The sequence below is a fragment of the Desulfovibrio sp. JC022 genome (genome assembly GCF_010470665.1).
GTDB lineage: Bacteria > Desulfobacterota > Desulfovibrionia > Desulfovibrionales > Desulfovibrionaceae > Maridesulfovibrio.
The window spans coordinates 269,062-292,890 of the sequence record NZ_VOPZ01000005.1 but is presented as its reverse complement, the minus strand read 5'-3'; the positions used below and the strand labels follow the sequence as shown (position 1 = coordinate 292,890).

The 23,829-nt window shown below is 48.0% G+C and carries 19 protein-coding genes and 2 tRNA genes; 10 read left to right on the top strand and 11 right to left on the bottom strand.

Translation table 11 applies throughout. From position 1 onward, the window contains the following. Nucleotides 1–105: 105 nt before the first annotated feature. Complete coding sequence (locus FMS18_RS21040) at nt 106–1,296, top strand: HD-GYP domain-containing protein (RefSeq protein ID WP_163294123.1); 1,191 nt, start codon at nt 106–108, stop codon at nt 1,294–1,296. 130 nt (nt 1,297–1,426) lie between these two features. Beyond that, nucleotides 1,427–2,044 carry a TetR/AcrR family transcriptional regulator gene (locus tag FMS18_RS10190; RefSeq protein ID WP_163294121.1) on the top strand — a complete coding sequence of 206 codons (618 nt, stop codon included), beginning with the start codon at nt 1,427–1,429 and terminating at the stop codon, nt 2,042–2,044. Between the two features lie 12 nt (nt 2,045–2,056). Here FMS18_RS10190 and FMS18_RS10185 read toward each other — a convergent pair whose 3' ends face one another. Continuing rightward, nucleotides 2,057–2,356 (bottom strand): hypothetical protein, encoded by a 300-nt coding sequence (locus FMS18_RS10185; protein WP_163294119.1) that lies wholly within the window; start codon nt 2,354–2,356, stop codon nt 2,057–2,059. An 887-nt stretch (nt 2,357–3,243) separates the two neighbouring features. Between FMS18_RS10185 and FMS18_RS10180 the strand changes: the two genes are divergently transcribed. From FMS18_RS10180 to FMS18_RS10170, 3 genes are read left to right on the top strand one after another with little or no spacing between them, the layout of a single operon-like run. Beyond that, nucleotides 3,244–4,380 carry a glutamate synthase gene (locus FMS18_RS10180; protein ID WP_163294117.1) on the top strand — a complete coding sequence of 379 codons (1,137 nt, stop codon included), beginning with the start codon at nt 3,244–3,246 and terminating at the stop codon, nt 4,378–4,380. Beyond that, nucleotides 4,344–5,978 carry a glutamate synthase-related protein gene (locus tag FMS18_RS10175; RefSeq protein ID WP_163294115.1) on the top strand — a complete coding sequence of 545 codons (1,635 nt, stop codon included), beginning with the start codon at nt 4,344–4,346 and terminating at the stop codon, nt 5,976–5,978. Before FMS18_RS10180 ends, FMS18_RS10175 begins: the two co-directional genes overlap by 37 nt. Before the next feature lie 30 nt (nt 5,979–6,008). Continuing rightward, nucleotides 6,009–8,336 (top strand): FAD-dependent oxidoreductase, encoded by a 2,328-nt coding sequence (locus FMS18_RS10170; RefSeq protein ID WP_163294113.1) that lies wholly within the window; start codon nt 6,009–6,011, stop codon nt 8,334–8,336. A gap of 223 nt (nt 8,337–8,559) precedes the next feature. Here the strand turns inward: FMS18_RS10170 and FMS18_RS10165 are convergent, their stop codons facing one another. Beyond that, nucleotides 8,560–9,204 carry an RluA family pseudouridine synthase gene (locus tag FMS18_RS10165; RefSeq protein WP_163294111.1) on the bottom strand — a complete coding sequence of 215 codons (645 nt, stop codon included), beginning with the start codon at nt 9,202–9,204 and terminating at the stop codon, nt 8,560–8,562. Between the two features lie 599 nt (nt 9,205–9,803). Here FMS18_RS10165 and FMS18_RS10160 point away from each other — a divergent pair. Together FMS18_RS10160 and FMS18_RS10155 are read left to right on the top strand one after the other, a co-directional pair. Continuing rightward, complete coding sequence (locus FMS18_RS10160) at nt 9,804–10,136, top strand: NirD/YgiW/YdeI family stress tolerance protein (protein ID WP_163294109.1); 333 nt, start codon at nt 9,804–9,806, stop codon at nt 10,134–10,136. A gap of 246 nt (nt 10,137–10,382) precedes the next feature. Further along, nucleotides 10,383–10,940 (top strand): hypothetical protein, encoded by a 558-nt coding sequence (locus tag FMS18_RS10155; RefSeq protein ID WP_163294107.1) that lies wholly within the window; start codon nt 10,383–10,385, stop codon nt 10,938–10,940. A 25-nt stretch (nt 10,941–10,965) separates the two neighbouring features. Here the strand turns inward: FMS18_RS10155 and FMS18_RS10150 are convergent, their stop codons facing one another. From FMS18_RS10150 to FMS18_RS10140, 3 genes are all read right to left on the bottom strand, one after another. Next, a complete protein-coding gene (locus FMS18_RS10150; RefSeq protein ID WP_163294104.1) occupies nt 10,966–13,287 on the bottom strand; it encodes an ATP-binding protein in 2,322 nt (773 codons plus the stop codon). 44 nt (nt 13,288–13,331) lie between these two features. After that, nucleotides 13,332–14,321 carry a BMP family protein gene (locus FMS18_RS10145; RefSeq protein ID WP_163294102.1) on the bottom strand — a complete coding sequence of 330 codons (990 nt, stop codon included), beginning with the start codon at nt 14,319–14,321 and terminating at the stop codon, nt 13,332–13,334. A gap of 222 nt (nt 14,322–14,543) precedes the next feature. After that, nucleotides 14,544–15,485: a DMT family transporter gene (locus tag FMS18_RS10140; protein ID WP_163294100.1), complete on the bottom strand. Its 942-nt coding sequence runs from the start codon at nt 15,483–15,485 to the stop codon at nt 14,544–14,546. A gap of 145 nt (nt 15,486–15,630) precedes the next feature. Here FMS18_RS10140 and FMS18_RS10135 point away from each other — a divergent pair, with 145 nt between their 5' ends. After that, a complete protein-coding gene (locus tag FMS18_RS10135) occupies nt 15,631–16,023 on the top strand; it encodes a bacteriohemerythrin (protein ID WP_163294098.1) in 393 nt (130 codons plus the stop codon). Here the strand turns inward: FMS18_RS10135 and FMS18_RS10130 are convergent. Then, complete coding sequence (locus tag FMS18_RS10130) at nt 16,020–16,835, bottom strand: AraC family transcriptional regulator (protein ID WP_163294096.1); 816 nt, start codon at nt 16,833–16,835, stop codon at nt 16,020–16,022. The genes FMS18_RS10135 and FMS18_RS10130 overlap by 4 nt on opposite strands. 163 nt (nt 16,836–16,998) lie before the next feature. Between FMS18_RS10130 and FMS18_RS10125 the strand changes: the two genes are divergently transcribed. Further along, nucleotides 16,999–17,385, top strand: a complete 387-nt coding sequence (locus FMS18_RS10125; RefSeq protein ID WP_239061005.1) for an MGMT family protein — start codon at nt 16,999–17,001, stop codon at nt 17,383–17,385. Nucleotides 17,386–17,400: 15 nt separating this feature from the next. Beyond that, nucleotides 17,401–18,246, top strand: a complete 846-nt coding sequence (locus FMS18_RS10120; protein WP_163294094.1) for an aldo/keto reductase — start codon at nt 17,401–17,403, stop codon at nt 18,244–18,246. A gap of 110 nt (nt 18,247–18,356) precedes the next feature. On the opposite strand, the gene FMS18_RS10115 is transcribed toward FMS18_RS10120, so the two are convergent. From FMS18_RS10115 to FMS18_RS10095, 5 genes are all read right to left on the bottom strand, one after another. Further along, a complete protein-coding gene (locus tag FMS18_RS10115; protein ID WP_163294092.1) occupies nt 18,357–20,498 on the bottom strand; it encodes a methyl-accepting chemotaxis protein in 2,142 nt (713 codons plus the stop codon). 201 nt (nt 20,499–20,699) lie between these two features. Beyond that, nucleotides 20,700–22,844: a methyl-accepting chemotaxis protein gene (locus FMS18_RS10110; RefSeq protein ID WP_163294090.1), complete on the bottom strand. Its 2,145-nt coding sequence runs from the start codon at nt 22,842–22,844 to the stop codon at nt 20,700–20,702. Nucleotides 22,845–23,096: 252 nt separating this feature from the next. Then, entirely contained in the window at nt 23,097–23,432 is a 336-nt protein-coding gene (locus FMS18_RS10105; protein WP_163294088.1) for a zinc ribbon domain-containing protein YjdM, read from the bottom strand. A 176-nt stretch (nt 23,433–23,608) separates the two neighbouring features. Beyond that, nucleotides 23,609–23,685, bottom strand: a tRNA-Asp gene (locus FMS18_RS10100). A 42-nt stretch (nt 23,686–23,727) separates the two neighbouring features. Then, nucleotides 23,728–23,803 (bottom strand) — tRNA-Val (locus FMS18_RS10095). Between the last annotated feature and the right edge of the window lie 26 nt (nt 23,804–23,829).

The following is a 23,829-nucleotide window of genomic DNA, read 5'->3' as shown; positions in this document are numbered from 1 at the left end:
TAATTTTTTTATGGGAAAAACGAGCTTTTTTTAATTGATTTTAACGGATAGATTAATGGTCCGTTGTAGATAATATTTATATATTTTGTTTGAGAGGGTGTTGCGGTGGCGGAAGAGATCAAAATTATTAAAAAGAAGGATGTTAAGCCGGGGATGTATGTCCAGCGGTATGGCTTGGGTACTTTTAAAGACCCTGTCGTGGAAGTTGATAGGTTTATTGAGTCGTCTTCAGATATAGCTAAGTACTTGCCTGATGATACTGAGAAGGTTGAGATTCTGACCGGAAAGGTTCTTCCAAATATGGGGTTTGCCTGCGATAAAGGGGCTCTTACTGCTGAGGATGCCGCCCGTAATATGGCTGAGGCCCTGCCTGAAGCGCGCAGGGTTCATGAAGAAGCCCTGAATTATGCTCATAAGTTTATAGACGATGTACGCAAGGGAAAGACTGTTGAAGTTGAAGAGGCAGCCCCTATTGTCGGCGAGGTCATCGACAGCCTGACCACTAATGAGCCTGCTGCTCTTACTCTTGCTTTTTTGAAGCGATATGACGAATACACCTACACCCACAGCATCAATGTTAATCTTTATTCTTTGTTGCTGGGTAAGGCTCTTGGTTTGAACCGTTCTGAATTGGAATCACTCGGTATTGCGGCTTTATTTCATGATGTGGGCAAGGGGCGCGTTCCCAACAAGGTCCTCAATAAACCAGGAAAGCTTACTGATTCTGAATATGAAGTCATGAAGAGTCATTCCCGGAAAGGGCTTGAAGTTCTGGGAGATGTTGAAGGGCTTGATGGGGCCGTCCTGCGTGGAGTGGTCGAGCATCATGAGCGGTATGACGGAAACGGTTATCCCAGCGGAATAAAGGGAGAAGATATCCATCCTTTTGGACGGATTATTGCCATTAGCGATGTGTATGACGCTTTGACCAGTGTAAGAGTATATAAGAAAGCCATCACTCCGGCCAAAACCCTGAGCCAGATGTATAAATGGAAGGGGACTGATTTTGACCCTGCCTATTTGAACCGTTTTGTTCGGGTTATGGGAATCTACCCTCCGGGAACTATGGTTCAGCTTGATGATTTGCGTTTTGCCATTGTGCTTGAGACTAACGAGACCAAGCCCCGTCAGCCCAAGGTGAAGATTTTGTTTAATGATAAAATGCAGCCGGTAGTATCTGAATGCATCGACCTTGCCTCTTATGAAAGAGGTGGAAAGAAGGTTCAGGTCATGCGCCAGCCCGATCCGAAATCTCTGGGCGTCGATATGCAGCAGCTTTCCCGTTTTCTGGTCTAAAACTGATTCCACACCGAATTTAATTAGCCGGAATCAGAATTATCTGATTCCGGTTTTTTCTTGATTTAAATTGAACTTAAGTTCATCTTTTCAAGAGAAAGGATAATTTAAGTAAAAAAGAAAGGACGAGATGATACGCAGGCATGGTAATTTTGAGATAGTACAGGACCGGGCTGACGTGACCAGAAATGATATTCTGGAAGCGGCCTTGGATGTTTTTTCTGAAAAGGGATACGCGGGGGCTAATACCAAAAATATTGCTGCCGCAGCCGGTGTCGCAACCGGATCGGTCTACCGCTACTTTAAGAATAAAAAGGTAATTTTCATTGAAGTTATCAATATGCTTCAGTGGCGGATGAGTTTTGATATTTTTGCCAAAGCCCAGTCCATGCTTGATGAAGGCAAGCCTCTGCGCGAGGCTTTGCGTATGCTCGGTGTTTATTCGGTTGAATCTCACCGCAGTAACCGTATGTTTTTTCGTGAAGTTATGGCTCTTGAAGCTACAGATAAGGATATTTCGGCCATTGGCAGGGAACGTGATAGGCGGATTCGCGGGCATTTGTTTGCTTTTTTAAGTTCGCAGAAAAAGAGTTTGAAGGTTAGTGATCTTGAAGCTGCCGCCGAGCTTACCCGTCTGGTGGTGGAAGAGGTTTCACATCAGGCGGTCATTTTTGATTCCGATGTAGGCGAAGATCGGCTTGTCTCCCAGATGGTCATGATGCTTGAGGGGTATCTGCTCGGTTCCTGATCCTGATTTCAATTAAATAACAAATTCCATTTCAGAGAAGAGCTTGTCTTCATCATAGAGGTCTGGATGTCTGGCTGAAATTTCATCCATGGCTTCGAAATACGCATCCCAGCCCAGAACCTGCATTTCTTTTTTCTTATTGACGAATATTTTGAATGTGGTGCCTTTAGGGCATTGGGTCATGTTCAGTTCCAGAACTCCGGCCCTTGTGCTTTCCAGCCAGACCGCCGACCAGGCTGTGCGGTCTCCTTCCGTTTTTTTATATTTTTCGAAGTACGCTTTAAATATCCTTTTGATCTGTGCACGATCCATCTGTGCTCTCCCTTTATATATTGAGTACGTTTTGAGCATAACTTTTTTGTCGGAAATTGGGCAAGTCGGATGCTTTAAAATATTCAGCCCATGTTTTGAGTCGAAAGTGTTTTTTACTGTGTTCTATTACATATTTGTAGATTACGCTGAGCCCTCGTCTTTGTTTTTGTCAAAAATGTAAATTTTGCGATTGTGGTGAAGGTGATGAAATCGCTTTGGCTCATTGCCCTTTTGGTACTACCATAAACATGCATGATTTGTGGCCGTATAATTACGCAATCAATATGTTTGCACAGGGCTGTGGCTTGTTGATTATCACTATTTGCCAAAAGGTGAAGAGTGGGTCTTGGGTGATTTTCAGTTTGGTGCAATTGGTGGGTGTAAATGCTTGTCAGTGTTGTGATGATTAATTAATTTAATATCTTATGGGTATTGTCTGCGCCGTGAATTTGTGGGGTTTTAGCTATGTTTTCGTTCTTGAGGTGAACGGCTTGGGTGTCGGGATGGACTGTTTTTGGATTTGAAAACTTCAATTTCGTATTTTTGTTTGCCAAAATTGTTTTTTTCTGACATTGTCAAATTCCTGAATCGCTCTAATCTTCAAAAAATGATCTTTTATCCTGATTTCGATTCAATTTCAGATCCCTGAAAAACAGTTGTGCCAATTTTGAGAGGTGGAAAAACTCAAAATGTCAATGAAGAACCGGCGCACATTATTTAATTCGAAATATATCCAGATTAGAGTCGCATTGGCTGATACATTTTTCATTAAAACAAGTCAGCTGCCTGCCGGAAACCTCCCAGAGTTTCGGAACCGTCCGTTTCCCTGACTGCCTGCCGGGACGCTGCACCTGTTGAACCTTATAATCATGGAGTGATCTGACAATATGTGCCGTTTATTTGCGCTTACAAGTCGCGATCCTATTTCACCCATGCTGGCCATCAATGCCCTTAATACAATGAAAGAAGGTCATGACGGCTCCGGCGTAGGTCTCTGTCTCAGGGGACTGGGCGGTCGTTTTGAAGAAGAATTGCAGGGCTGTCCCATCCTTTCCGGTATTTTTACCGAAGCCGGTCTGCGCAGACTGGAACAGTATACCATGGACCACGGTTTCAAGTCCCAGTACAGCATTCTTTACACCCCGGAAACTGAACCGCCGGAAGGTACTCCTGTTCGTGGTACATATGCTGCCATCGCATACAAAGTTCCAAGAGGCTGGAAAGAGCTTACTCCTGCACAGCAGGGTCAGAAGCTTGTTGAAATGCGCCTTGAACTTCGCAAGATGGGTGAGGAAGACGGCGACATAATGGTCTTTTCTTTCTGGCCCGATACTATCATTGTAAAAGAAGTCGGTGATCCCCTTGAGATCGGTGAATGGCTTCAGCTCGGTGCCAACCGCAACCTCTATGCGCGTCACATTCTTGCGCAGGGCAGGCAGAACACCAACTACGCCATCAACCTTTACGCCTGTCACCCATTCTTTATAGAAGGCGTCGCCTCCATGACCAACGGCGAGAACACCGCATTCATCCCCATTAAGGAATATTTGCAGTCCAGAAATGTTACCGGATATTCCGGCTACCAGTCCGACTCCGAGGTGTTCACTCATATTGCCCATTACACTACCAAGCGTCTGGGGCTTGATATCCGTGCCTACAAACATGTCATTACCCCGCTCATGGATCATGAAATGGCCGATCACCCGGACCGAGAGTTTCTGGCGACTCTTAAGCGTTCCTGTCGCAAGATGATTATTGACGGTCCCAACTGTGTTATCGGAACCCTTGATGACGGTTCCATGTTCATGGTTCAGGATCGCAAGAAACTTCGTCCCGGCATTGTGGGCGGTAAAGACGGCATTTACGCCTTCTCTTCCGAAGTCTGCGGAATCGACGCTGTCATTCCCGACCGTGACAAGTCCAAGGACTTCCAGCCCATGCACCTCGATACAGTAATCGTCGGACCCGACTGCAAGGAGATAGAAACATGCTCACAGAAAGACCAATTACCCCGTCAACTTTAGGCGTTAAAGACCTGAACTGGCAGATCGAGTGGGACAAGGATCTCTGTACCCAGTGCGGTCGCTGCACTTCCGTCTGTCCGGTTAACGCCATTGAACTCGGTGTTCATCGCAAGCGTGAGATCAAGACTCCCGCCAGCCTGATGAAAAAAGCCGAGAATGAATATTCAATTTTTTACGGCATCCGCCAGAAGACCGATCCGGCATACGCTTGTATCGGCTGTTCCATGTGCAACATGGTCTGCCCCAACAACGCCATCGGTCCCAAGCGTGAAGAAGGTTCCACCACTCAGAAATTCCACAACGACCGCGGCGGTAACCCCCGTACCCGTGGTGGACGCCGCAATTCCGGTGAATCCCTGCTGGACCAGATCAAGTTCATGCGTATCTCCATGCTCACCGACCCCGCGCTTGATGCCGGTCGCCATGAGTTCCGTTTGAACACCCTGCTCGGTCGCGTGCAGTCTCCGGAAGAGAGCCTCAAAACTTATCAGGAACACGGCTGGAAACCCCCGGTTCGTGAAATCTACCCGCTGGTTATCGGCGGTATGTCCTTCGGGGCCATGTCTCCCAACATGTGGGAAGGTCTCCAGATGGGTGTGGCTTACCTGAACGAAGAACTGAACATGCCTGTGCGTATTTCCACAGGTGAGGGTGGCTGTCCTCCCAGACTGCTCCGTTCCCGTTTCCTTAAATACGTAATTCTTCAGATCGCGTCCGGTTATTTCGGCTGGGATGAAATCATCCACGCCATTCCGGAAATGAAGGTCGACCCCTGCGCCATCGAGATCAAGTACGGTCAGGGCGCAAAACCCGGTGATGGCGGACTGCTCATGTGGTACAAGGTTAACAAACTCATCGCCGCAATTCGCGGTGTTCCCGAGGGAGTAAGCCTGCCCAGTCCTCCGACCCACCAGACTCAGTATTCCATTGAGGAATCTGTTGCAAAGATGATCCAGTCCATGAGTATGGCCTGGGGATTCAGGGTCCCGGTTTATCCCAAGATTTCCGCTTCCTCCACATCGCTGGCGGTTCTCAACAACCTGACCCGTAACCCCTACGCCGCAGGTCTGGCCATTGATGGTGAAGACGGTGGTACCGGGGCGGCATACAACGTTTCCATGAACCACATGGGACACCCCATCGCCAGTAACCTGCGTGATTGTTACAACGCATTGGTTGTTACCGGTAAGCAGAACGAACTGCCCCTCATCGCGGGTGGCGGTATCGGTAAATCCGGTAACCTCGCGGCTAACGCAGCTGCACTGATCATGCTCGGCGCAAGCGCCGTTCAGGTCGGTAAATACGTCATGCAGGCCGGTGCAGGCTGTCTCGGTTCTGAAAAAGACCGCTGCAACGTTTGTAACATCGGCGTATGTCCCAAGGGTATCACCTCTCAGGATCCCAGACTTTACCGTCGTCTCGATCCTGAAAAGGTCGCCGAAAGGGTTGTTGACTTCTATCTGAGCTTTGACACTGAAATCAAAAAGATTATCGCCCCTCTGGGGCGCTCCACTTCATTGCCCATCGGCATGGCGGATGCGCTTGGTATCAGTGACCGTGATGCTGCTGACAGACTCGGCATCAAGTACGTGGTTTAACTCTCAGCTCACGATTTACGGAGATTTAAAATGGCAACAGAACAAATATGCATCAGCGGTCTTGAAGAAGGCGCCCGTATTGAATCCCGCATCCTTGAGGAACGGATTCAAAAAGCGGTTGCCGACGGAGCCCGCAAGCTCGAAATAGACGCCATGGGCCAGCACGGCATTGGCGGACGACTCTGGATTTCCAAGGAAGAACCCATTGAGATTGACGTTATCGGTACATCCGGTCAGCGTCTCGGTTCCAAGGGCTTTCCCGGTACTGTAATCAACGTTCACGGTTCGGTTTCCGATGATGTGGGTTGGCTTAACGCCGGTGCTGAAATTATCGTCCACGGCAATGGTTCCAACGGCGCATGTAACGCCATGGCGCAGGGTAAAGTCATTGTTAACGGTGACATCGGTGCCCGCGGCATGACCATGACCAAGACCAACCCCCGCTTTGATCCGCCCGAACTCTGGGTACTCGGCGGAGTTGGTGACTATTTCGCAGAATTCATGGCCGGCGGTACCGCGGTCGTCTGTGGCTTTGAGCCTCAGAACGCTGAAAATGTACTCGCTTTCCGTCCCTGTGTCGGAATGGTTGGCGGTCGTATTTTCGTACGCGGACCCCACGGAGAATTCTCCACTGCCGACGCTATTCTCGAGCCCATCACCGATGCGGATTGGGAATGGCTCTGCGATAATCTCAAGGAAAATCTCGCTAAAATCGGTCGCGAAGACGTTTACGACTCCCTGACCGAACGCAAGGAATGGCAGCTCATCCGCGCCAAGTCTCCTTTTGAGAAGACCGGGCGCAAGCGTCGCTCCATGTCTGAGTTCCGTTCCCAGGTATGGGACGGCGAACTTGGACAGGGCGGGCTTATCGGCGATCTTACCGATCTGGACCGTTCTCCTGTGCCGCTGATCACTTCCGGCGAACTGCGCCGTTTTGTTCCGGTCTGGGAAAACCGCAAATATCAGGCTCCCTGTCAGTCATCCTGCCCTACCGGAATGCCGGTCCAGAGACGCTGGCAGCTGGTCCGTGACGGCCTTGTTGACGAAGCCGTGGACCTTGCCCTTGCATATACTCCTTTTCCCGCAACTGTTTGCGGTTACCTCTGCCCCAACCTCTGTATGGAAGGTTGTACCCGCGGCGTGAAAGACCTGCTTTCCGTGGATATTACCAAGCTGGGCCGCGAGGGCGTGAACAGCCCCGCACCTGAGCTGCCGCCCCTTTCCGGTAAAAAGGTTGCGGTTATAGGCGGCGGTCCCGCCGGTATTTCTGTCGCTTGGCAGATTCGCCGCAAGGGACATGAAGCAGTTGTTTACGACATGTCTGACAAACTCGGTGGCAAGATCACTTCCGCCATTCCTTCCAGCCGCATTCCCAAGGAAGTGCTGGATTCCGAGCTTGAGCGCGTAGCCAAGGTCATTCCCCACGTGCACATGCAGAAAAAACTTACTGCTGACGATTTTGCCGAACTGCGCCAGAACAGCGACGCCGTAGTTCTCGCCATCGGTGCCCAGAAGCCGCGTATCATCCCCATTCCCGGACATGAGCGCATTACCCCGGCTCTTGATTTCCTCAAGTCTGCCATGAAGGGTAAGGCTGAAGTGGGCGAAAAAGTGGTTATCATCGGTGCCGGTAACGTTGGTTGTGACGTTGCTACTGAATGTTCCCGTCTCGGTGCTAAAGATATTCTGCTCATTGATATTCAGAAACCTGCCGCTTTTGGTAAAGAGCGCGACGAAGCAGAAGAAGTCGGGGCAAAATTCCGCTATCCCTGCTTTACTCAGGAAGTTACCGAGGAAGGCGTGGTGCTCAAGTCCGGGGAAGTTCTCCCGGCTGACACTGTGATCATGTCCATCGGTGATACCCCGGATATCGAGTTCCTGCCCGATACCATAGCTCTTGATCGCGGTCATATCGTGGTTAACGAAGATTACCAGACCACCGAACCCGGTGTTTACGCCATCGGTGATGCTGTGCGTCCCGGTCTGCTGACCCACGCCATCGGGCATGGTCGCGAGACTGCCGAGACTCTTGATGAAGTCTTCACCGGCAAGCGTCCTCACGCTGAACCCAAAGACGTCATTGATTACAAACGCATGACTCTCGAGTACTTCGACCCGCGTCTGACCGAATTCAAGGATTTTCAGGAATGTGCTCAGGAATGTTCTTCCTGCGGTTCCTGTCGTGATTGCGGTCTGTGCGAAACAGTCTGTCCGCAGGCTGCGATTTCCCGCAAGGGTCTTGAAGGCAAGGATTTCGAAATGGCTTGCGATGCTGAAAAATGTATTGGTTGCGGTTTCTGCGCCAATGTATGCCCCTGCGGTATCTGGAATCTCGTAGAGAACAGCCCCATGGGTTAATATAAAGTCTTAAAGAATGGAGATCCGGGCGGTCCGGTGATCCTGTATGGATTCTAAGATGAAAGCCCTGCTGAAGTGATTCAGCAGGGCTTTTATGCTGTTGATAAAGCACCATCTGCATTGTTGCTGCAAAAAAGGCTGAAACTCGCGTATGTTGATACGCGTCGTTCCAGCCTTTTTGTTTGCGCCTAGCATCTGGCACTTTCTTAACAGCATAAACTGTCTAAAATAATGGTTCGATTTCGAATTCCATTTTTTCTTTGGTCTTGGGATGTTCAAAGCAGAGATAGCCGGCGTGCAGCTTGAGTTGTCCCGGTGCTGTGCCGGAACCATAGAGGCGGTCACCTACTATGGGACAGCCCAGACCTTGCGGATGGGCGGAATGGACCCTTAATTGATGGGTACGTCCGGTGTGCGGGGTGAATTCCACGCGGGTCTTGCCGTCTTCAATGCCGAGCTTGCGCCAGTGGGTTATGCCCAGTTTGCCATGGATCGGGTCGTAGACCTGATAGGGGCGGTTGTATGGATCTAGGCGGAAAGCCATTTCTATTACACCGCTATCTTCCTTTACTATGCCGTCCAGCAGGGCGATGTAGCGTTTCTTTACCTGCCTTTTCTGAAACTGCTCCACCAGTTCGCGCACTGCCCGTGCAGTCAAGCCCAACACCAGCAGGCCGGAAGTATCCATGTCCAGCCTGTGTACGGTGGGGAACTTACGGCATTCAGGAAACATCTTCTGGACCCGAGTGACAACACAATCCTGATTTTCCGGGCCGCGTCCGGGGACGGAGAGCAGGCCGCTGGGTTTGTTGACCACAACTATTTTTCTATCTGCATAGACAATATCGAGAAGTTCTGAGTTGCTCATGGCTCTTAATCAGTTTTTTAGAGCAAAAAATCAACTATCAGTTTTTGTGATAAGTAGGATTGATGCGGTTTAAGGATGCTGATTGTCTAAAGCGGTGCTTAAATTTAATGTTTCAGTATTGTAGCTTTAAAATTGTGGGTATTTAAGATTTATTTGGCTGATTATTCGGAAAAAGACCAATAAATGTCATGTTTATATGGTTTGGGGCGGAAAATAATCATTAACTATACCATTGAAGTATGAAATGGCGGCTATTGAACCCGGATTCAGTGCTGTTTGAGACGCAATATGAGGTAGCACGAAATGGTAAATGTTATGCATGCGTCAAAAACGCGGTTGTGAAAAAAATATCTATAAGCAATATGAGGGGTTAAGGGGTGTTTTGTACAAAATTTCACAATATCCTTATTTTTTTGATTGCATAATCAAAAAGAGGGGTCTATTACTTGATCAACGGATCAACAACAGGTCCTCTTAGAAAAAATGGCCGACAAAAGTTTGGACGTTTTCAGAAAGGATAAATAAAAATTTTCATAAATAAGGTTTCAAATCTTTAACTTCCACCTCGAAGGTGGGACGGGTAATAAGAGATGAAAAAAATGAGCGTACTTTTTCTTTTACTTCTGGTGATCGTGGCAGCGGCAGCAACTTCCGAAACTCTGGATTTCAAATCCAAAGACGTAACCACTGTTGCTGAAGCGCGTGTGTCCGGTGCAGATACCAAAGCTGTTGTAAAAGGACATATCGTCAGAAAGATCAATGACAATAAATATGTATTTCAGGACAAGACCGGTGAAATCATCATCGACCTCAGCCCCAAGGCGGGATCCCTCCCCATTGATAGCACCGCTGAGGTAGAGATTGAAGGCAGGGTCGAGCAGGACCTCGTCTTCGCCGGAATCGAAGCCCAGAAAATATCCGTTATCAACTAAACGGACCTCACAGGAATAATTATTCCGAACCAGAAAGGTCGCTAATCCGACTCTCTTGAATCTGAATTGTCAGCAGTTTTCAAAGCCGCGTCCGAGGACGCGGCCTTTCTGTTTTTAAGGCCCCGGAACCAATATTAATACTGGTTCCGGGGCCTTAATTTTGTGTCTCATAATTATTGGTGTTAGAGTCACTCGGTACGGGAAGAATTGTACTTCGTGTGGAATGCATGTTTATAACGAGGAACTATGACAACAACTATTTCTGATTTTAATAGTATTTTTGAAGTGTTATTCGCAGTTAATTTTGTTTATGCGGTGTTAATAAGTGAAAAACAAGTCATGTCAAATAATCATGTGAAGCTTTGTAATATGTCTGACGATCTAGTAGATAGTATTACTAGGCTAGATATTGAAATTGAAGAAGTCATCGATGAAGTTGTTAATGAGATTAATATGTGCAGAAGAGATTATGAGATTATGCTTTCTGAGGCTATGTCAATATACAAGAAGGCATTATTGTTTTCTTCTTTTAATGCTATGTCTGCTTTTTTGTTTTTAGTCTTTTCTGGGTTTAATCCAAATTATGAAATGGGGCAGCATAGTTTGATGTTTTTGTTGTTCATCACACTTTTTACAGGGGTTGTTTATTACGCTTTAGGCATGGCGAAAGAGGCTTTTGTTTTACTGGAAGGAAATAATGAACAAATGCAGTTTCTGTACGATGATTTTCGACAACTATATAATGAGCATATTGTTCATAAGGTTAATTTTAAAAAAGACTTTTATAGAAAATATGCGAAGTAGGCTTATGTATACAATGGACTCAGTCTTAACTGAAATACGGGTTGCAGAATTCGTTGATGGTGCTGATGATTTTGTCTTTGGATATGGGTTTGGTCAAAAATGAATCGCACCCGGCTCTGAGAATTCTTTCTTTAGCCTCGGTCAGGGCATGGGCGGTAAGCGCAACAATTATGCTCGGCTTCCTTTCTGCACGAATCTCCCAATCCCTGATTCTTTTGGTGCACTCGTAACCGTCCATAATGGGCATTTCAATATCCATAAAAATCAGGTCGAATGAGTGCGCACTGGCCTCTCCGAATCCTTCTTCTCCATTATGGGCTATTCTAAGGTTATGGGGCAAATCTTTGAAAAAAAGCTGGATCAGCATACAGTTCGCCTTATTGTCCTCTATCAGAAGGATATCCAGAGGGCGCATTTTGCCCTGCGACTGGGTTGCAATAGGGTGAAGTTCCGGCTTTTCGCTCAGAGCTTTTTGGGCTGCCTTCTCAAGGGAATACATATCGAGAGGAGCCAGCAGGACACTGCCGGTGAAATCCTCAATGTCATCCTGCCCTACGGTGGAGCTCATGATAATCTTATTTTCATCTACCTCCATACTCCTTAATTCATCCAAAGTCCGCTGGCGTTTCCAGCCGTGGATGCCTCCCCGGACAATAACCAGATCATAGGGGGAGTTCGATTTCAGGCTGTTTTCAATGTAACTGCGTCCTTCCTCCATGTTCAGGGCTTTGCTTATTCTTTTTGTCCTTGTGCTCATGCGTATGGCAAGAGCCTGACGGGAATAGTCCTGATCATTTATAATCAGGATGGATTTTCCGCGCAGAGGGGAGTTTTCAATGGAAATGCGCGGGTCCTTTTCAAAAGGCATTTCCAGATGGATGGTGGTGCCGAATCCTTTGCGGCTTTCAAGCCAGATTCTGCCGCCCATGGCTTCGCACAAGGATTTGCAAATGGAAAGTCCGAGCCCGGTTCCGCCATACTTGCGGGTAGTGGAGGAGTCGGCCTGCGTGAATCGGTCGAAAATAGATTCCAGTTTATCTTCTTCAATGCCTATCCCGCTGTCTTTGACTTCCAAATGAATTGCCAGAGAGCTGGCAGCATCGCTCATATGGTTCTGGGCAAGGGATGCTTCCACAACAACATAGCCCCGCTCCGTAAACTTGATGGCATTGCCGATAAGGTTGACGAAAATTTGCTGCAGCCTTGAGGGGTCACCCAGAAGTTGTTCCGGCACATCGCGTTTTATGTTGTAGGCAAGTTCCAGACCTTTTCCGTGCCCGGCGTGGGCGGTGACCTTGAAGGCCTTGCCGATGATGCGGTCAAGGTTGAGGTTCTTTTTCTCAAAGGCTATTTCCCCGGCCTCAATTTTACTCAGGTCGAGAATTTCATTGATCAGGTGGAGCAGAGATTCACCGGATTCCTGTAGAATCTCCACAAACCTTTTTTGTCCGTCGTCCAGATGTGAATCAGCAAGGATTTCAGCCATGCCGAGAATGGCGTTCATGGGGGTGCGTATTTCGTGGCTCATGGCGGCCAGAAATTGTGATTTGGCGCGGGTTCCTTTGGCCGCTTCAACAGCCATGGCCTCTGATTTGGCAATGGCTTTAACCAGCTTGCGGTTTGCGGATTCCAGCTCATGGGTCCGCTCCTGTACATTAACCTCAAGATTTTTATAGAGGCTTTCCAGATTGCGACTCATGTGGTTGAAATTTAGGGCTAGAATCCCGATTTCATCCATACGTGAACCGACATCCACGGTAACGAATTTGCGGCGGGCAATTTTTCTGGTGTTGTTGGCCAGCATGCGCAGCGGGGATATCAGTATGCGTTGGAAAAAAGCATCCAGCGCAATAATGGTGCAGAGCATGCAGGCACTGAACAAGACAATCAGGCTGATCGTGTTTTCATTAATTTTATTCCTGACCTGATCCAGCTTCATGCCGATTTCGACTCTTCCAATATTCTCGTTTCCGCTGATAATCGGTTTGGAGACAATCAGTACATCGGCTCCGTAGGAAGGTTTGTTTTTGGAGGTATGGGATTTAGAGACAATATTGCCTGATTGCAGGATGGCGTTGCCTTCGCGGTTGAATATTTCGCAGAAGGCCACCTGTGGAGACTGTTCAATGGATAAAGCAAGGTCTTCCACCAGAAAAAAACTGAATCTTGGCAGGTATTCCGCGCAAGAACGGGCTGTCAGAGAGGCAATGCGGTTGCCATGTTCATAGAGGCTGTCCTCAAGCTGTCTTTTCTGGGAATCTACAATGTAGTAGCCCAGCAGAAAAAAGAACAGCAACAAGATGAGGCCTGTGCCTATGGATATTTTAAATCTTAAGCTGTCTTTCATTCCAGTACGATAACCATATTTATTAAAGGCTGATCCGGGTTCTTTTATTTTGAATCATCCCTGAACTGAACCTTGATTTCACCGTTTATTATTTTGTTTCTGATTTCATCAATTTTTTTAAGCGCAGCAGCGGGTATTTTGTCACGGGTATATTTCATTTCACTAAGGCCCACCCCGTCCTGCTTTAAACCGTAGCTGGTGGGGCCTGCTTTAAAATTACCCTGCATGACGGCTTTCAGTTCATTATAAGCTGCCACATCCAGTTTTTTGATCATGCTGGTCAGCACAAAGCCTTTAGCCAGTGAGTCCTGATCCGAATCAACCCCGATGGCATATTTGTCGCTGCGTCGCGCTGCCTCAATTACTCCGTTTCCGGTAAGCCCGGCTACGGTGAATACAACATCCACTCCATCCTTGTATTGCCCCATAGCCATATTGTATCCTTTGGCAGGAGCATTGAAGCCTGAAAAATCTCCCAGCGGGGTAACGTAGGCTATCTCTACTTTTATTTCCGGTACAGCATATCTGGCCCCGTCTACATAGCCTTGTTCAAACTGCCGAACCTGCGGCACCGGGGTTCCCCCGATAAAACCTATCTTGCCGGTTTTGCTGGTCATTGCCGCCAATGCACCGGCCAGAAAAGAGCCTTCGCCCTGTGCGAAAAAGACCGAGGAAGTGTTCTTCATTCCGCCCACGGGAACTTCGCTGAGAATGAATTTTTTGTCCGGGAATTTCGGTGCGATTTTTTTGACCATATCCGCATGCTGGGCGCCTACAAGGATAAGAATGTCAGACTGTTGGATAAGCTTTACAAAGGCTTGCTCTGTTGATTTGCCGTCTGCTTCCGGTTCCAGAATAATCAGTTTGAAATTGAATTCCTGCTGGGCTTTACGGATTCCGCCATAGGACATGTCATTATAAGACAGATCGCCCAGTCCTGATACTCCGGTAACAAAACCTACAACTGGTTGGTCCGCCCATGCGGTTCCCATTGCGAAAAATAAAAATAAAACTGCGGCAAATATCCTTTTCATAATTACCCCGGATTAATGAAATCTGTGCAGGGAAGCAAAGCTTGTTCCTTCAATAAAGGTCTATGCTGATCCATGTATCGCCTATACTGTGTAACTTACTATAAAAGTCTAATTTATAAAAGGTTGTTTTGCGTACGTTTGGGTGTGTCTTTTCAGCAAAAAATCCCGGCAAAATGAATCTTTTGCCGGGATTGCAGGGGGTATTTCGAGGAAAAATCAGTTTTATTGCTTCAATATGTTTTTGCGTGGTGAAAGGGGGGATGGTTTCCAGCTGAGCTTACCTCCGCTCTGGGCCAGCCCCACTCCGGCAAAAATGATAGCCGAGGCCATGAGCTGGGTGAAATTCAAGGTTTCATCCAGCAGGAGCCAGCCGAAGAAGGCGGCAATGGCCGGAACAAGATTGATGAATGCCGAAGCCTTGCCTGCGGGAAGACAACTCATTCCTACGTTATACAGTCCGAAGGCTCCGAGGGTGACAAAAGCCCCCAGATATCCGGCTATCATAAGAACATGCAGCGGATCGGAACCAAGTCCGTCCCGCAGGAGCAGGTACAGTCCGGGCAGGAAGAAAATGCAACCGGCACAGTTCTGCACAGCAGTCAATGTCCATGGGCCGTAGTGGGCTGAAAGCCTTTTGACCAGCAGCATGTATCCGGCGGCGCAGATCATGGCGAGAAGTTCCAGTATATTACCCAGAGCAGGGTTTGAGCCGTTACTCGAAGGGGTGCCGCTCAAGGTCAGCACGGTCACTCCGAGCATGGAAAGAGCCAGTCCGATCCATCCGGCGGGAGTTGTTTTTTCTTTGAAAAAAAATCCGGCTCCAGCCGAGACCATCAGCGGCAGGGAAGCGGATATGAGTCCGGCCTGTGTGGCGGTGGTGAAGGTCAGAGCATAGGATTCGGAAAGGAAGTAGAGGCAGGGCATGAACAGGGCCATCAGGGCCAGCGCGAATTTGTCCTTCCCTTTTTTGATCGGACCGGCCAGCCGTGAGGTGAAAGGGGTGAGCACAAGAGTGGCTATGCCTGTGCGTATCCACATTACCGCCCATGGATTCATGCTGCCCACAAGATGTTTCATGGCTGCAAAGGAACTGCCCCAGAGCAGTACCGCGCCCAGTATGGCAATTACGGGAATTATGTTTTTATTCGATCTGGTAGCGTTCATACGTTCTCTCCTTAAATAGAAAGGTAACTGCTTGTTTAATTACGGTCTTGGAGAATATTGCTTTTTGTTTAATTGGTGGAAATTTCGGGAAAGCAGTACTTTTTTGCCTATAGATGTTTATCTTTATATAAAGAGGAGGTTCCTTATGGCGTTAGTAGAATGGAAAGATGAATACAGTATTGGGAACGAGTTGATTGATGAACAGCACAAGTCTCTCTTTGTTATGCTTAATGAATTAGCAGAAGCAGGACCGGGAGAAAAAGAAGGTGCCGCTTATACCTGCCTGAGCCGGATGTTAAAATACGCGCAGGAACATTTTCGGGATGAGGAAAAATTTATGCGCGATAATGGCTATCCCGGCCTTGCTGATCATATCAAAGAGCATGAGGGGTTTATCGGTCAGGTCGAGGATTATGCGGAAGCTGTTTATAATACCTATGTGCCCTTTCAGGATATGCTGGAATATTTGAATAACTGGCTTGTGGGTCATATTCTTAACAGTGATCAGAAATATATGGATTACATCAGCAGTAATTAAATACAGGTATATTGTGAAGGAGTGGCCCCGGTGTAGCGTCGGAAGGTGTTGCTGAAGTGGCTCTGGTCTGAGAATCCGCTTTGCAGGGCGGTCTCGGCAAAGGGCATGCCGGAGCGAAGCAGTTTTTTGGCGTGTTCAATGCGCAATTGCAGATGATAGCTGTGCGGTGGAAGTCCGGTTGCTTTTCGAAATACCCGCAGTAAATGATAACGTGAGAGTCCGGTGGCCTGCGAAAGTTCATCAAGGGATACCTTTTCAGAGAGGTTTTCGTTGAGGTATTCGCGGGCTTTTTTTACTGCTGTGGGTTCTTCGGTGCGCGGGACTCTGGATTGTGTTTCGCAGTGACGGGTCAAAAGAGCCGCTGCTGCACGGGCAAGGGCCGTATCAATGGACAATCTGCTTTTAATGGATGACGCGGCATAATTGAGTTCCGTCAGTGTTCCGGTAGTCAGCTTGTCTTCGGTTACCACTGAGCTGAATTCCGGCAGATTTTCCGTTTCGTTTAAATCACGCAGGGCCTTTTTAAATAAGGTATTTTCAAAGCTGAAGACTCGGTAGGTGAGGCGGGTGTCGGAGTCCGTAATTACCCCGGAGTGGACAAGGCCGGGATTAAATAATGCTATTTCTCCGCCGCGCACAAAGGAGCTGCCCGATCCGGGCTGACGGCAATAACAGCCGCCCGCCTCCATGACCCCTACGGAATGAAATCCGTGGGTATGGTTCGGGAAGGAATGATTGGAATTGATGACTTCCTGAATTTCAAGGCCCTCGATGGCTTCGGGGCGCAGGTATCTGATTATCCCTTTATTCATAAGTAGTACCGCTTGACCGGAAGAGTTGCATAAACATAAGTGAAAGACAAGTTAGCCTGCCTGTTTCCGGCGGTCTTGTAAAAAATTGCTATTCATTGCTGTTTGATTTTCTTAAAAATTTCAGCTGAAAATAATAACATGACAACTTGCGTAGAAAGAAATTTTGTTTTTAATTGGATGGATCGTTGATCTCAAAAGGCTGGTAACTGGTAAAATGGGTAAGCATATTTTTACTGAAAAGGTGATCGAAGTCATCAGGGCCATTCCAAAAGGTAAGGTCTGCTCTTACGGCAAGGTCGCTGCTCTGGCAGGGAATTCCCGTGCGGCGCGGCAGGTTGTGCGAATTCTGCATACCTGCTCACAAAAAGAAGGATTGCCATGGCACCGGGTGGTCAATCGTGAGGGGCTGATTTCCCTCAAACCCGGACAGGGGTATGAAAGGCAGCGTGAACTGCTTGAGCGCGAAGGGGTTGATTTCGGTCTTGATAAGCGGATTGATCTTGAAATTTACCTTTGGATGCCCGAGTCCGTAATTTGTCTGAATGAATAATAGAGGGAGAATTCCATGAGTGATATATCCATACCCGAACTGAAAATGAATGACGGGAAGAGCATTCCCGCCTTGGGATTCGGAACTTACAAGCTGAACGGTTCCTCCGGCGTTGAGACCATGGTTAATGCCATACAGGCCGGATACCGTCTGTTGGATTCCGCTTTTAAATATGAGAACGAAGGAGCGATGGGGGAGGCTGTCCGCCGTAGCGGAGTGGACCGGGAAAAGCTGCTGGTTACCTCCAAGGTTCCCGGATTGCGCCATCGCTACAACGAAGCCCTTTATTCCGTGGAAGAGTCGCTCTATCGGGCCGGGCTGGATTATTATGATTTCTATTTGGTTCATTGGCCTAATCCCAGTCAGGATCTTTATGTGGAAGCTTGGCAGGCCTTGATCGAAGCCCGTAAAAGGGGATTGGTCCGTTCCATCGGGTGCAGTAATTTCCTGCCTGAGCACATGCAGCGGTTAATTGATGAAACCGGGGTGGCTCCGGCAGTGAATCAAATTGAGCTGCATCCATATTTTACGCAGCAGGAGCAGCGCGCTTGGCATGATGAACATGGGATTATCACTCAGTCATGGAGTCCACTGGGCCGAGATAATTCCGCCATGCAGGAACCGGTAATCAAGGCTATTGCCGAGAGTCACGGAAAAAGCGTGGCTCAGGTCATCCTGCGTTGGCACGTACAATTGGGAGCGGTTCCCATTCCCAAGGCAACCTCCCCGGCGCGGCAGCTGGAAAATATCAGCGTCTTTGATTTTGAATTGACTGCTGAGGAAATGGACGTCCTCAACGGGCTGGATAGACCGGACGGCAGGCGCAAAGATCAGCATCCCGCTTATTACGAAGAGTATTAGGCGCGCTGATTTGCTGGGGATAATTTCCTTTGAACTCCCTGATCGGATTAAACAAAACACCCGGAACAGAATTGTTCCGGGTGTTTTGTTTAATAATTGTATTTATTTGTTTATTCCGCTTTCAGGTCTTCCACAATGCTCTGCATTTCTGATACCTGCTCGGCGAGAGACTCCAGTGCGAGGGCGAATTCACGGGCACTGTTAGTTGTTTCTGAAGTAATGCGGCTTATTTCTTCGATTGAACTGTTAATCTCTTCGGAAGTGGCTGATTGTTCTTCGGCGGCAGTGGCAATGCTTTGAATCTGGACCGCGCTTTCTTCAGCCCCGGTTACGATTTCCTGTAACACAGTACCGGAGTTTTCTGAGAAATTGTTGGCTTCTTCAATATGTTTGTAAACCGTTTCCATGGAGCGGATATTTTCTCCGGCAACGCGCTGGATGGCACCGATGGAATTAGAGACTTCCCCGGTGGCGGTCATGGTTTTTTCAGCCAGCTTGCGCACTTCGTCCGCAACAACTGCGAATCCGCGTCCGGCTTCACCTGCGCGGGCAGCTTCAATGGCGGCGTTTAGGGCCAGCAGGTTGGTCTGGTCGGCAATGTCGGTGATTACCCCGACAATGGCTTCGGTTCCTTTGGCCTGCTTACCCAGTTCTTCCATATTGCCCTTGAGGTTGTTGACTTCGGATACTGTCTGGTCCAATGCGTTTTTAGATTTATCTACAACCTCGGCTCCGTCTTTGGCTTGATCCTGAGCTTCGGTACTTTCTGCTGCTGCATCTGCTGCGTTGCGGGCAATTTCCAACACGGTGGCATTCATTTCTTCCATGGCAGTAGCAGTGGAAGTGATACGGTCGCTCTGGATTTCAGCCCCTCCCAGCAGTTCATTTGATTGCACGGACATCTGCTCAGAGGCGGACACAACCTTTTCAAGGACCATTTCTACCCGGTCAGCAGCGTGGTGCAACCCTTCGCTTCTGGCCATGTCCGCTTTGGCGCGGGCTTTTTCAGCTCCGGCAGTTGCCTTGCGTGCTTTTGCGGATTCTTCCTCGGCCTTGCGCGTTTCATCTTCGGCTTTGTGGATGGTCTTTTTGAGTTCCCCGACCATGGCCCGCAGGGAATCGGCCATGTGCCCGATTTCATCTTTCTGGCTGATGTCGAGGGGGGCATCGAGTTCACCTTCGGCAACTTTGCCGGTGTAGGCGGCGGTCTTGAGGATGGGGTTGCTGATCAGTCCGGCCAGCACAAAGAGGATTACCAGCAGAATGACAATGGAAATCCCGCTGACGATCAGGCTGTTTTGGGCAATGGCATTGGCCTGTGCTTCCACTTTGTCCATGGGAATCACCAGTGCGATGGACCACGGATAAGAAGTCTTCCCGACTTTGATGGGGGCGTAGGTTATGTATTGTCTTTCCCCTGCTTCTGATTCAGACACGTATGAATAATTCCTGCCGTTTTCAATGGCATTCACGATTTCGCGCCTGTTTTTGCCTTCAATTATATCACTGAGGTTTTTTGCTTGTAACTCGGAATCCGGATGGGCCACTATGTTGCCTTTGTTGGTTACCAGATAGGCATATCCGGTCTCAAAGGGCCGGATTTCAAGGACGGTATCCTGAAGATCATTCAGGTAAAAGTCTACTCCAACAACTCCGATGTTTCTGCCCTTTTTTTTGACCGGAATCCCGGTAGAGCAGAGCCAGAATGTTTTACCTTCAATTTTCCATGGGTAGGGTTCGGTAATTGTTTCTACATTTCCGGACATGGGATTTTTGAACCAGCCCACATTGGAGACGTCTTTATCACCTACAAAAACTTCGGCAACGCGACCGCCATCTCGGTGATACCAGTTGCGGTAAGCCCCGTTGTATTTGTCCATGTATTGATCTTCCCGTCCGTCATAAATGTCGGGAGGAAAAGCGCACCAAGATCCAGCAAGGCCGGGATGGCGGTCGAGAACTCCTACCAGAACTGAATCAAGGTACTCACGGTCCGGTATAACTTCATAGTTGGCACCTTCGTCAAACATGATGCCCAGTGTTCTGGTAACAGTCAGGGCTTTACTCATGGTTTCGGCAATTTCATTACCGTATCCTCTGGCAACATGGTCGGCAGCTTTGCTGGCTTGCTTGACGGCCAGTTCTTTGGCTTGATTGGTCATTACCCACGTACTTGCGGACAGAATCAGGGCCACAATACAAAAAGTGGGTAGTATAATTTTTGTCTTTAAGCTCCAATTTTTGAAATTCATAAAATCCCCTTTTGGCTGCGACAAAATAGGCGCACTTCGGACATGTTTGTCGTGTTTTTGTTTGGTATTACAGTTGTTTAGAGAGTGCTTAACTCCCTTCGTCAATCTTGATGGAAAAGTAAAGGGGAGGAGGGATAAAAATTAAAAAAAAGGGCCGCATCATTCGATGCGGCCCTTTAGTCTGTTTATGTCAGCTATTATTTATTCGTCTTTAAGGTCATCCACAATATTTTTCATTTCAGAGACCTGTTCGGCAAGGGACTCAAGGGCTAAAGCAAATTCACGTGCTCCATTGGCTGTCTCAGCAGTGATGCGGCTGATTTCCTCAACAGAGTTGTTGATCTCCTCGGAAGTCGCGGATTGTTCCTCGGCAGCGGTGGCAATGCTTTGAATCTGGATCGCGCTTTCCTCGGCTCCTCCTACAATTTCCTTCAACACTCCACCTGAGCTTTCTGAGAATTCATTTGCTTCTTCAATACGTTTGTATACCGTTTCCATGGAGCGAATGTTTTCTCCGGCAACACGTTGAATGGCATTGATAGAATTGGAAACCTCTCCGGTGGCGGTCATGGTTTTTTCAGCCAGCTTGCGCACTTCATCCGCAACAACCGCAAAACCTCGTCCTGCCTCGCCTGCACGGGCAGCTTCAATAGCTGCGTTAAGGGCCAGCAGGTTGGTCTGGTCAGCAATATCGGTAATTACACCGACAATGGTTTCAGTGCCCTTAGCCTGCTTGCCCAGTTCTTCCATGTTGTTTTTGAGGCTGTTGACCTCGGCTACAGTTTGGTTCAGGGAAGTTTTTGATTTATCAACTACAGATGCCCCGTCTTTGGCTTTGTCCTGCGCTTCAGTGCTTGCTTCTGCTGCGTCACTGGCGTTACGGGCGATTTCCAGCACGGTGGCATTCATTTCTTCCATGGCTGTTGCAGTGGAAGCGATACGGTCACTCTGGATTTCAGAGCCTTGCAGCATTTCATTGGATTGTACTGACATCTGTTCAGATGCAGAAACAACCCGTTCCAGAACCTGCTCGACTCGATCTGCGGCGTGGTGCAGCCCTTCGCTTCTGGCCATGTCCGCTTTGGCGCGGGCCTTTTCAGCCTCGGCTGTTGCTTCGCGGGCCTTTGCAGATTCATCTTCCGCCTTGCGGGTTTCATCTTCGGCCTTGAGAATGGTCTTTTTGAGCTCTCCGACCATATCCCGCAAAGAATCAGCCATGCGTCCAATTTCATCTTTCTGGTTGATATCCAGGGGGGCATCCAAATTTCCTTCAGCTACATGGGTAGTGTAGTCGGCAGTCTTAAGAATTGGCTTGCTGATTACTCCGGCCAGAATGAAGAGAATTCCCAACAGGATGAGAATTGCAACCACGCTGACGATGAGGCTGTTATGGGCAATGGCGTTAGCCTGTGCTTCTACCTTATCCATGGGAATAACCAGTGCGATGGACCATGGGAAGGATGTCTTGCCTACTTTGATGGGGGCATAGGTTATGTATTCCATGTTGCCAGCGGCAGATTCAGCTACGTAAGAATATGCTCTGCCGTTAGTAATGGCATTCTCAACGTTGTTCTTATGTTTATTATTTACCCTTTCAAGAATGTTTTTGGTTTGCAGTTCGGAATCTGGATGGGCAACGATGGTTCCTTTGTTGGTGACAAGGTATGCGTAACCGGTTTCGAAGGGTTTGATTTGGAGGACCGTTTCCAGCAGATCATTAAGGTAGAAATCAACACCAACGATACCGATGTTGCGTCCTTTTTTCTTTACCGGATATCCGGTGGAGCAGAGCCAGAATGTTTTGCCGTCCACTTCCCAGGGATAAGGTTCAGAGAGGGTTTCCACATTGCCGGACATAGGTTTCTCAAACCATGCCTGTCCGGAAAGGTCTTCATCACCGACATAGGATGCAGCTATGGACCCACCGTCCCGGTAATACCAGTTGCGGTATGCACCTTTGTATTTGTCCATATATTCCTGTTCCCGGTCATCATAGCTGCTTTTGCCGGGAAAGGTGCACCACGCCCCGGAAAGTCCGGGATGCTTTTTCAGGGTATGAATGAGTACGGAATCAAGGAATTCGCGGTCAGGGATAATCTTGTAGTTAGCTCCCTCTTCAAACATAGAGGCAAGGGTTCTGGTAACAGTCAGGGCTTTACCAAGTGTTTCTGAAATTTCATTACCATATCCTTTGGCTTCTGTGTCTGCGGCTTTACTTGCCTGCTCAACAGCAAGGCTTCTGGCCTGATCGGTCATGATCCACGTACTGGTGGCAAGAATCAAGGCCACCACACAGAAAGTGGGTATGATAATTTTGTTTTTCAGGCTCCAGTCTCTGAAGTTCATATGGAAGTCCTCCCGTGCTGATGATGACAGAATAAAATTCAAAAACGACATAGAATAATTATAAGTTGCAGTGCGACAACCTATGTTAGTTATCTATCGGATTATATAACAATAAACTTGATGGTGATGTAAAGGGAAAGTGACAAATAGGGATTGAATATGTGTTCAGGGAGACGAAAAAAGGCTGCATCAAATGATACAGCCTTTGCAGAAAAGTCGTGGGGTATGAAACAGTATACTTAAGACTGCTGATCAGCCTTTTTTTACAATTGATGTTTTGAGCATCATTGCACCGAATCCGGGAATCTTGCAGGAGATGTCATGCACTCCGTCTTCAGGTTCCACTAATCTGATGTTTTTGACCTTGGTTCCTTTCTTGATGGAAGAAGATGATCCTTTAACTTTCAGGTCCTGAATAACGATGACGGTGTCGCCGTCAACAAGGACGTTGCCGTTTGAGTCTTTATAAACTTTTTCCGCAACATCTTCAGGCTGAAATTCATGACTGCATTCCGGACAGATAAGGGAAGTGCCGTCGGAGTATACGTATTCAGAATTACACTGCGGGCAATTTGGTAATGTTTCCATTGTTTTTCAACTCTTTTTTATTCCCTTTAAGCAGGGCGTTTTCTTTGATGCAGGCATGTTGCCAGCATTATGATTAATCGTTTCAGGGGATGAGTAGCTATTATTGGTTTATTTTTCAAGTTGTCAAAAAAAGAAAAAGCCACCAATCTTACGATTGATGGCTTCTCCGCGAAAAGTGGCGGAGCCGACGAGACTCGAACTCGCGGCCTCCGGCGTGACAGGCCGGCGTTATAACCAGCTTAACTACGGCTCCGCTATATATTAAACGTGTTAAGCAACGTTTAAATATCTGAGGTGGTAGGCGGAACAGGGCTCGAACCTGTGACCCTCGGCTTGTAAGGCCGATGCTCTCCCAACTGAGCTATCCGCCCTCAGTGAGAGAACAGTACTAAAGAGA

What these genes read in the sequence shown, in the direction of transcription:
- FMS18_RS10190 (WP_163294121.1), top strand. Translation starts at nt 1,427, where the DNA reads ATGATACGCAGGCATGGTAATTTTGAGATAGTACAGGACCGGGCTGAC.
- FMS18_RS10185 (WP_163294119.1), bottom strand. Translation starts at nt 2,356, where the DNA reads ATGGATCGTGCACAGATCAAAAGGATATTTAAAGCGTACTTCGAAAAA.
- FMS18_RS10180 (WP_163294117.1), top strand. Translation starts at nt 3,244, where the DNA reads ATGTGCCGTTTATTTGCGCTTACAAGTCGCGATCCTATTTCACCCATG.
- FMS18_RS10175 (WP_163294115.1), top strand. Translation starts at nt 4,344, where the DNA reads ATGCTCACAGAAAGACCAATTACCCCGTCAACTTTAGGCGTTAAAGAC.
- FMS18_RS10170 (WP_163294113.1), top strand. Translation starts at nt 6,009, where the DNA reads ATGGCAACAGAACAAATATGCATCAGCGGTCTTGAAGAAGGCGCCCGT.
- FMS18_RS10165 (WP_163294111.1), bottom strand. Translation starts at nt 9,204, where the DNA reads ATGAGCAACTCAGAACTTCTCGATATTGTCTATGCAGATAGAAAAATA.
- FMS18_RS10160 (WP_163294109.1), top strand. Translation starts at nt 9,804, where the DNA reads ATGAGCGTACTTTTTCTTTTACTTCTGGTGATCGTGGCAGCGGCAGCA.
- FMS18_RS10155 (WP_163294107.1), top strand. Translation starts at nt 10,383, where the DNA reads ATGACAACAACTATTTCTGATTTTAATAGTATTTTTGAAGTGTTATTC.
- FMS18_RS10150 (WP_163294104.1), bottom strand. Translation starts at nt 13,287, where the DNA reads ATGAAAGACAGCTTAAGATTTAAAATATCCATAGGCACAGGCCTCATC.
- FMS18_RS10145 (WP_163294102.1), bottom strand. Translation starts at nt 14,321, where the DNA reads ATGAAAAGGATATTTGCCGCAGTTTTATTTTTATTTTTCGCAATGGGA.
- FMS18_RS10140 (WP_163294100.1), bottom strand. Translation starts at nt 15,485, where the DNA reads ATGAACGCTACCAGATCGAATAAAAACATAATTCCCGTAATTGCCATA.
- FMS18_RS10135 (WP_163294098.1), top strand. Translation starts at nt 15,631, where the DNA reads ATGGCGTTAGTAGAATGGAAAGATGAATACAGTATTGGGAACGAGTTG.
- FMS18_RS10130 (WP_163294096.1), bottom strand. Translation starts at nt 16,835, where the DNA reads ATGAATAAAGGGATAATCAGATACCTGCGCCCCGAAGCCATCGAGGGC.
- FMS18_RS10120 (WP_163294094.1), top strand. Translation starts at nt 17,401, where the DNA reads ATGAGTGATATATCCATACCCGAACTGAAAATGAATGACGGGAAGAGC.
- FMS18_RS10115 (WP_163294092.1), bottom strand. Translation starts at nt 20,498, where the DNA reads ATGAATTTCAAAAATTGGAGCTTAAAGACAAAAATTATACTACCCACT.
- FMS18_RS10110 (WP_163294090.1), bottom strand. Translation starts at nt 22,844, where the DNA reads ATGAACTTCAGAGACTGGAGCCTGAAAAACAAAATTATCATACCCACT.
- FMS18_RS10105 (WP_163294088.1), bottom strand. Translation starts at nt 23,432, where the DNA reads ATGGAAACATTACCAAATTGCCCGCAGTGTAATTCTGAATACGTATAC.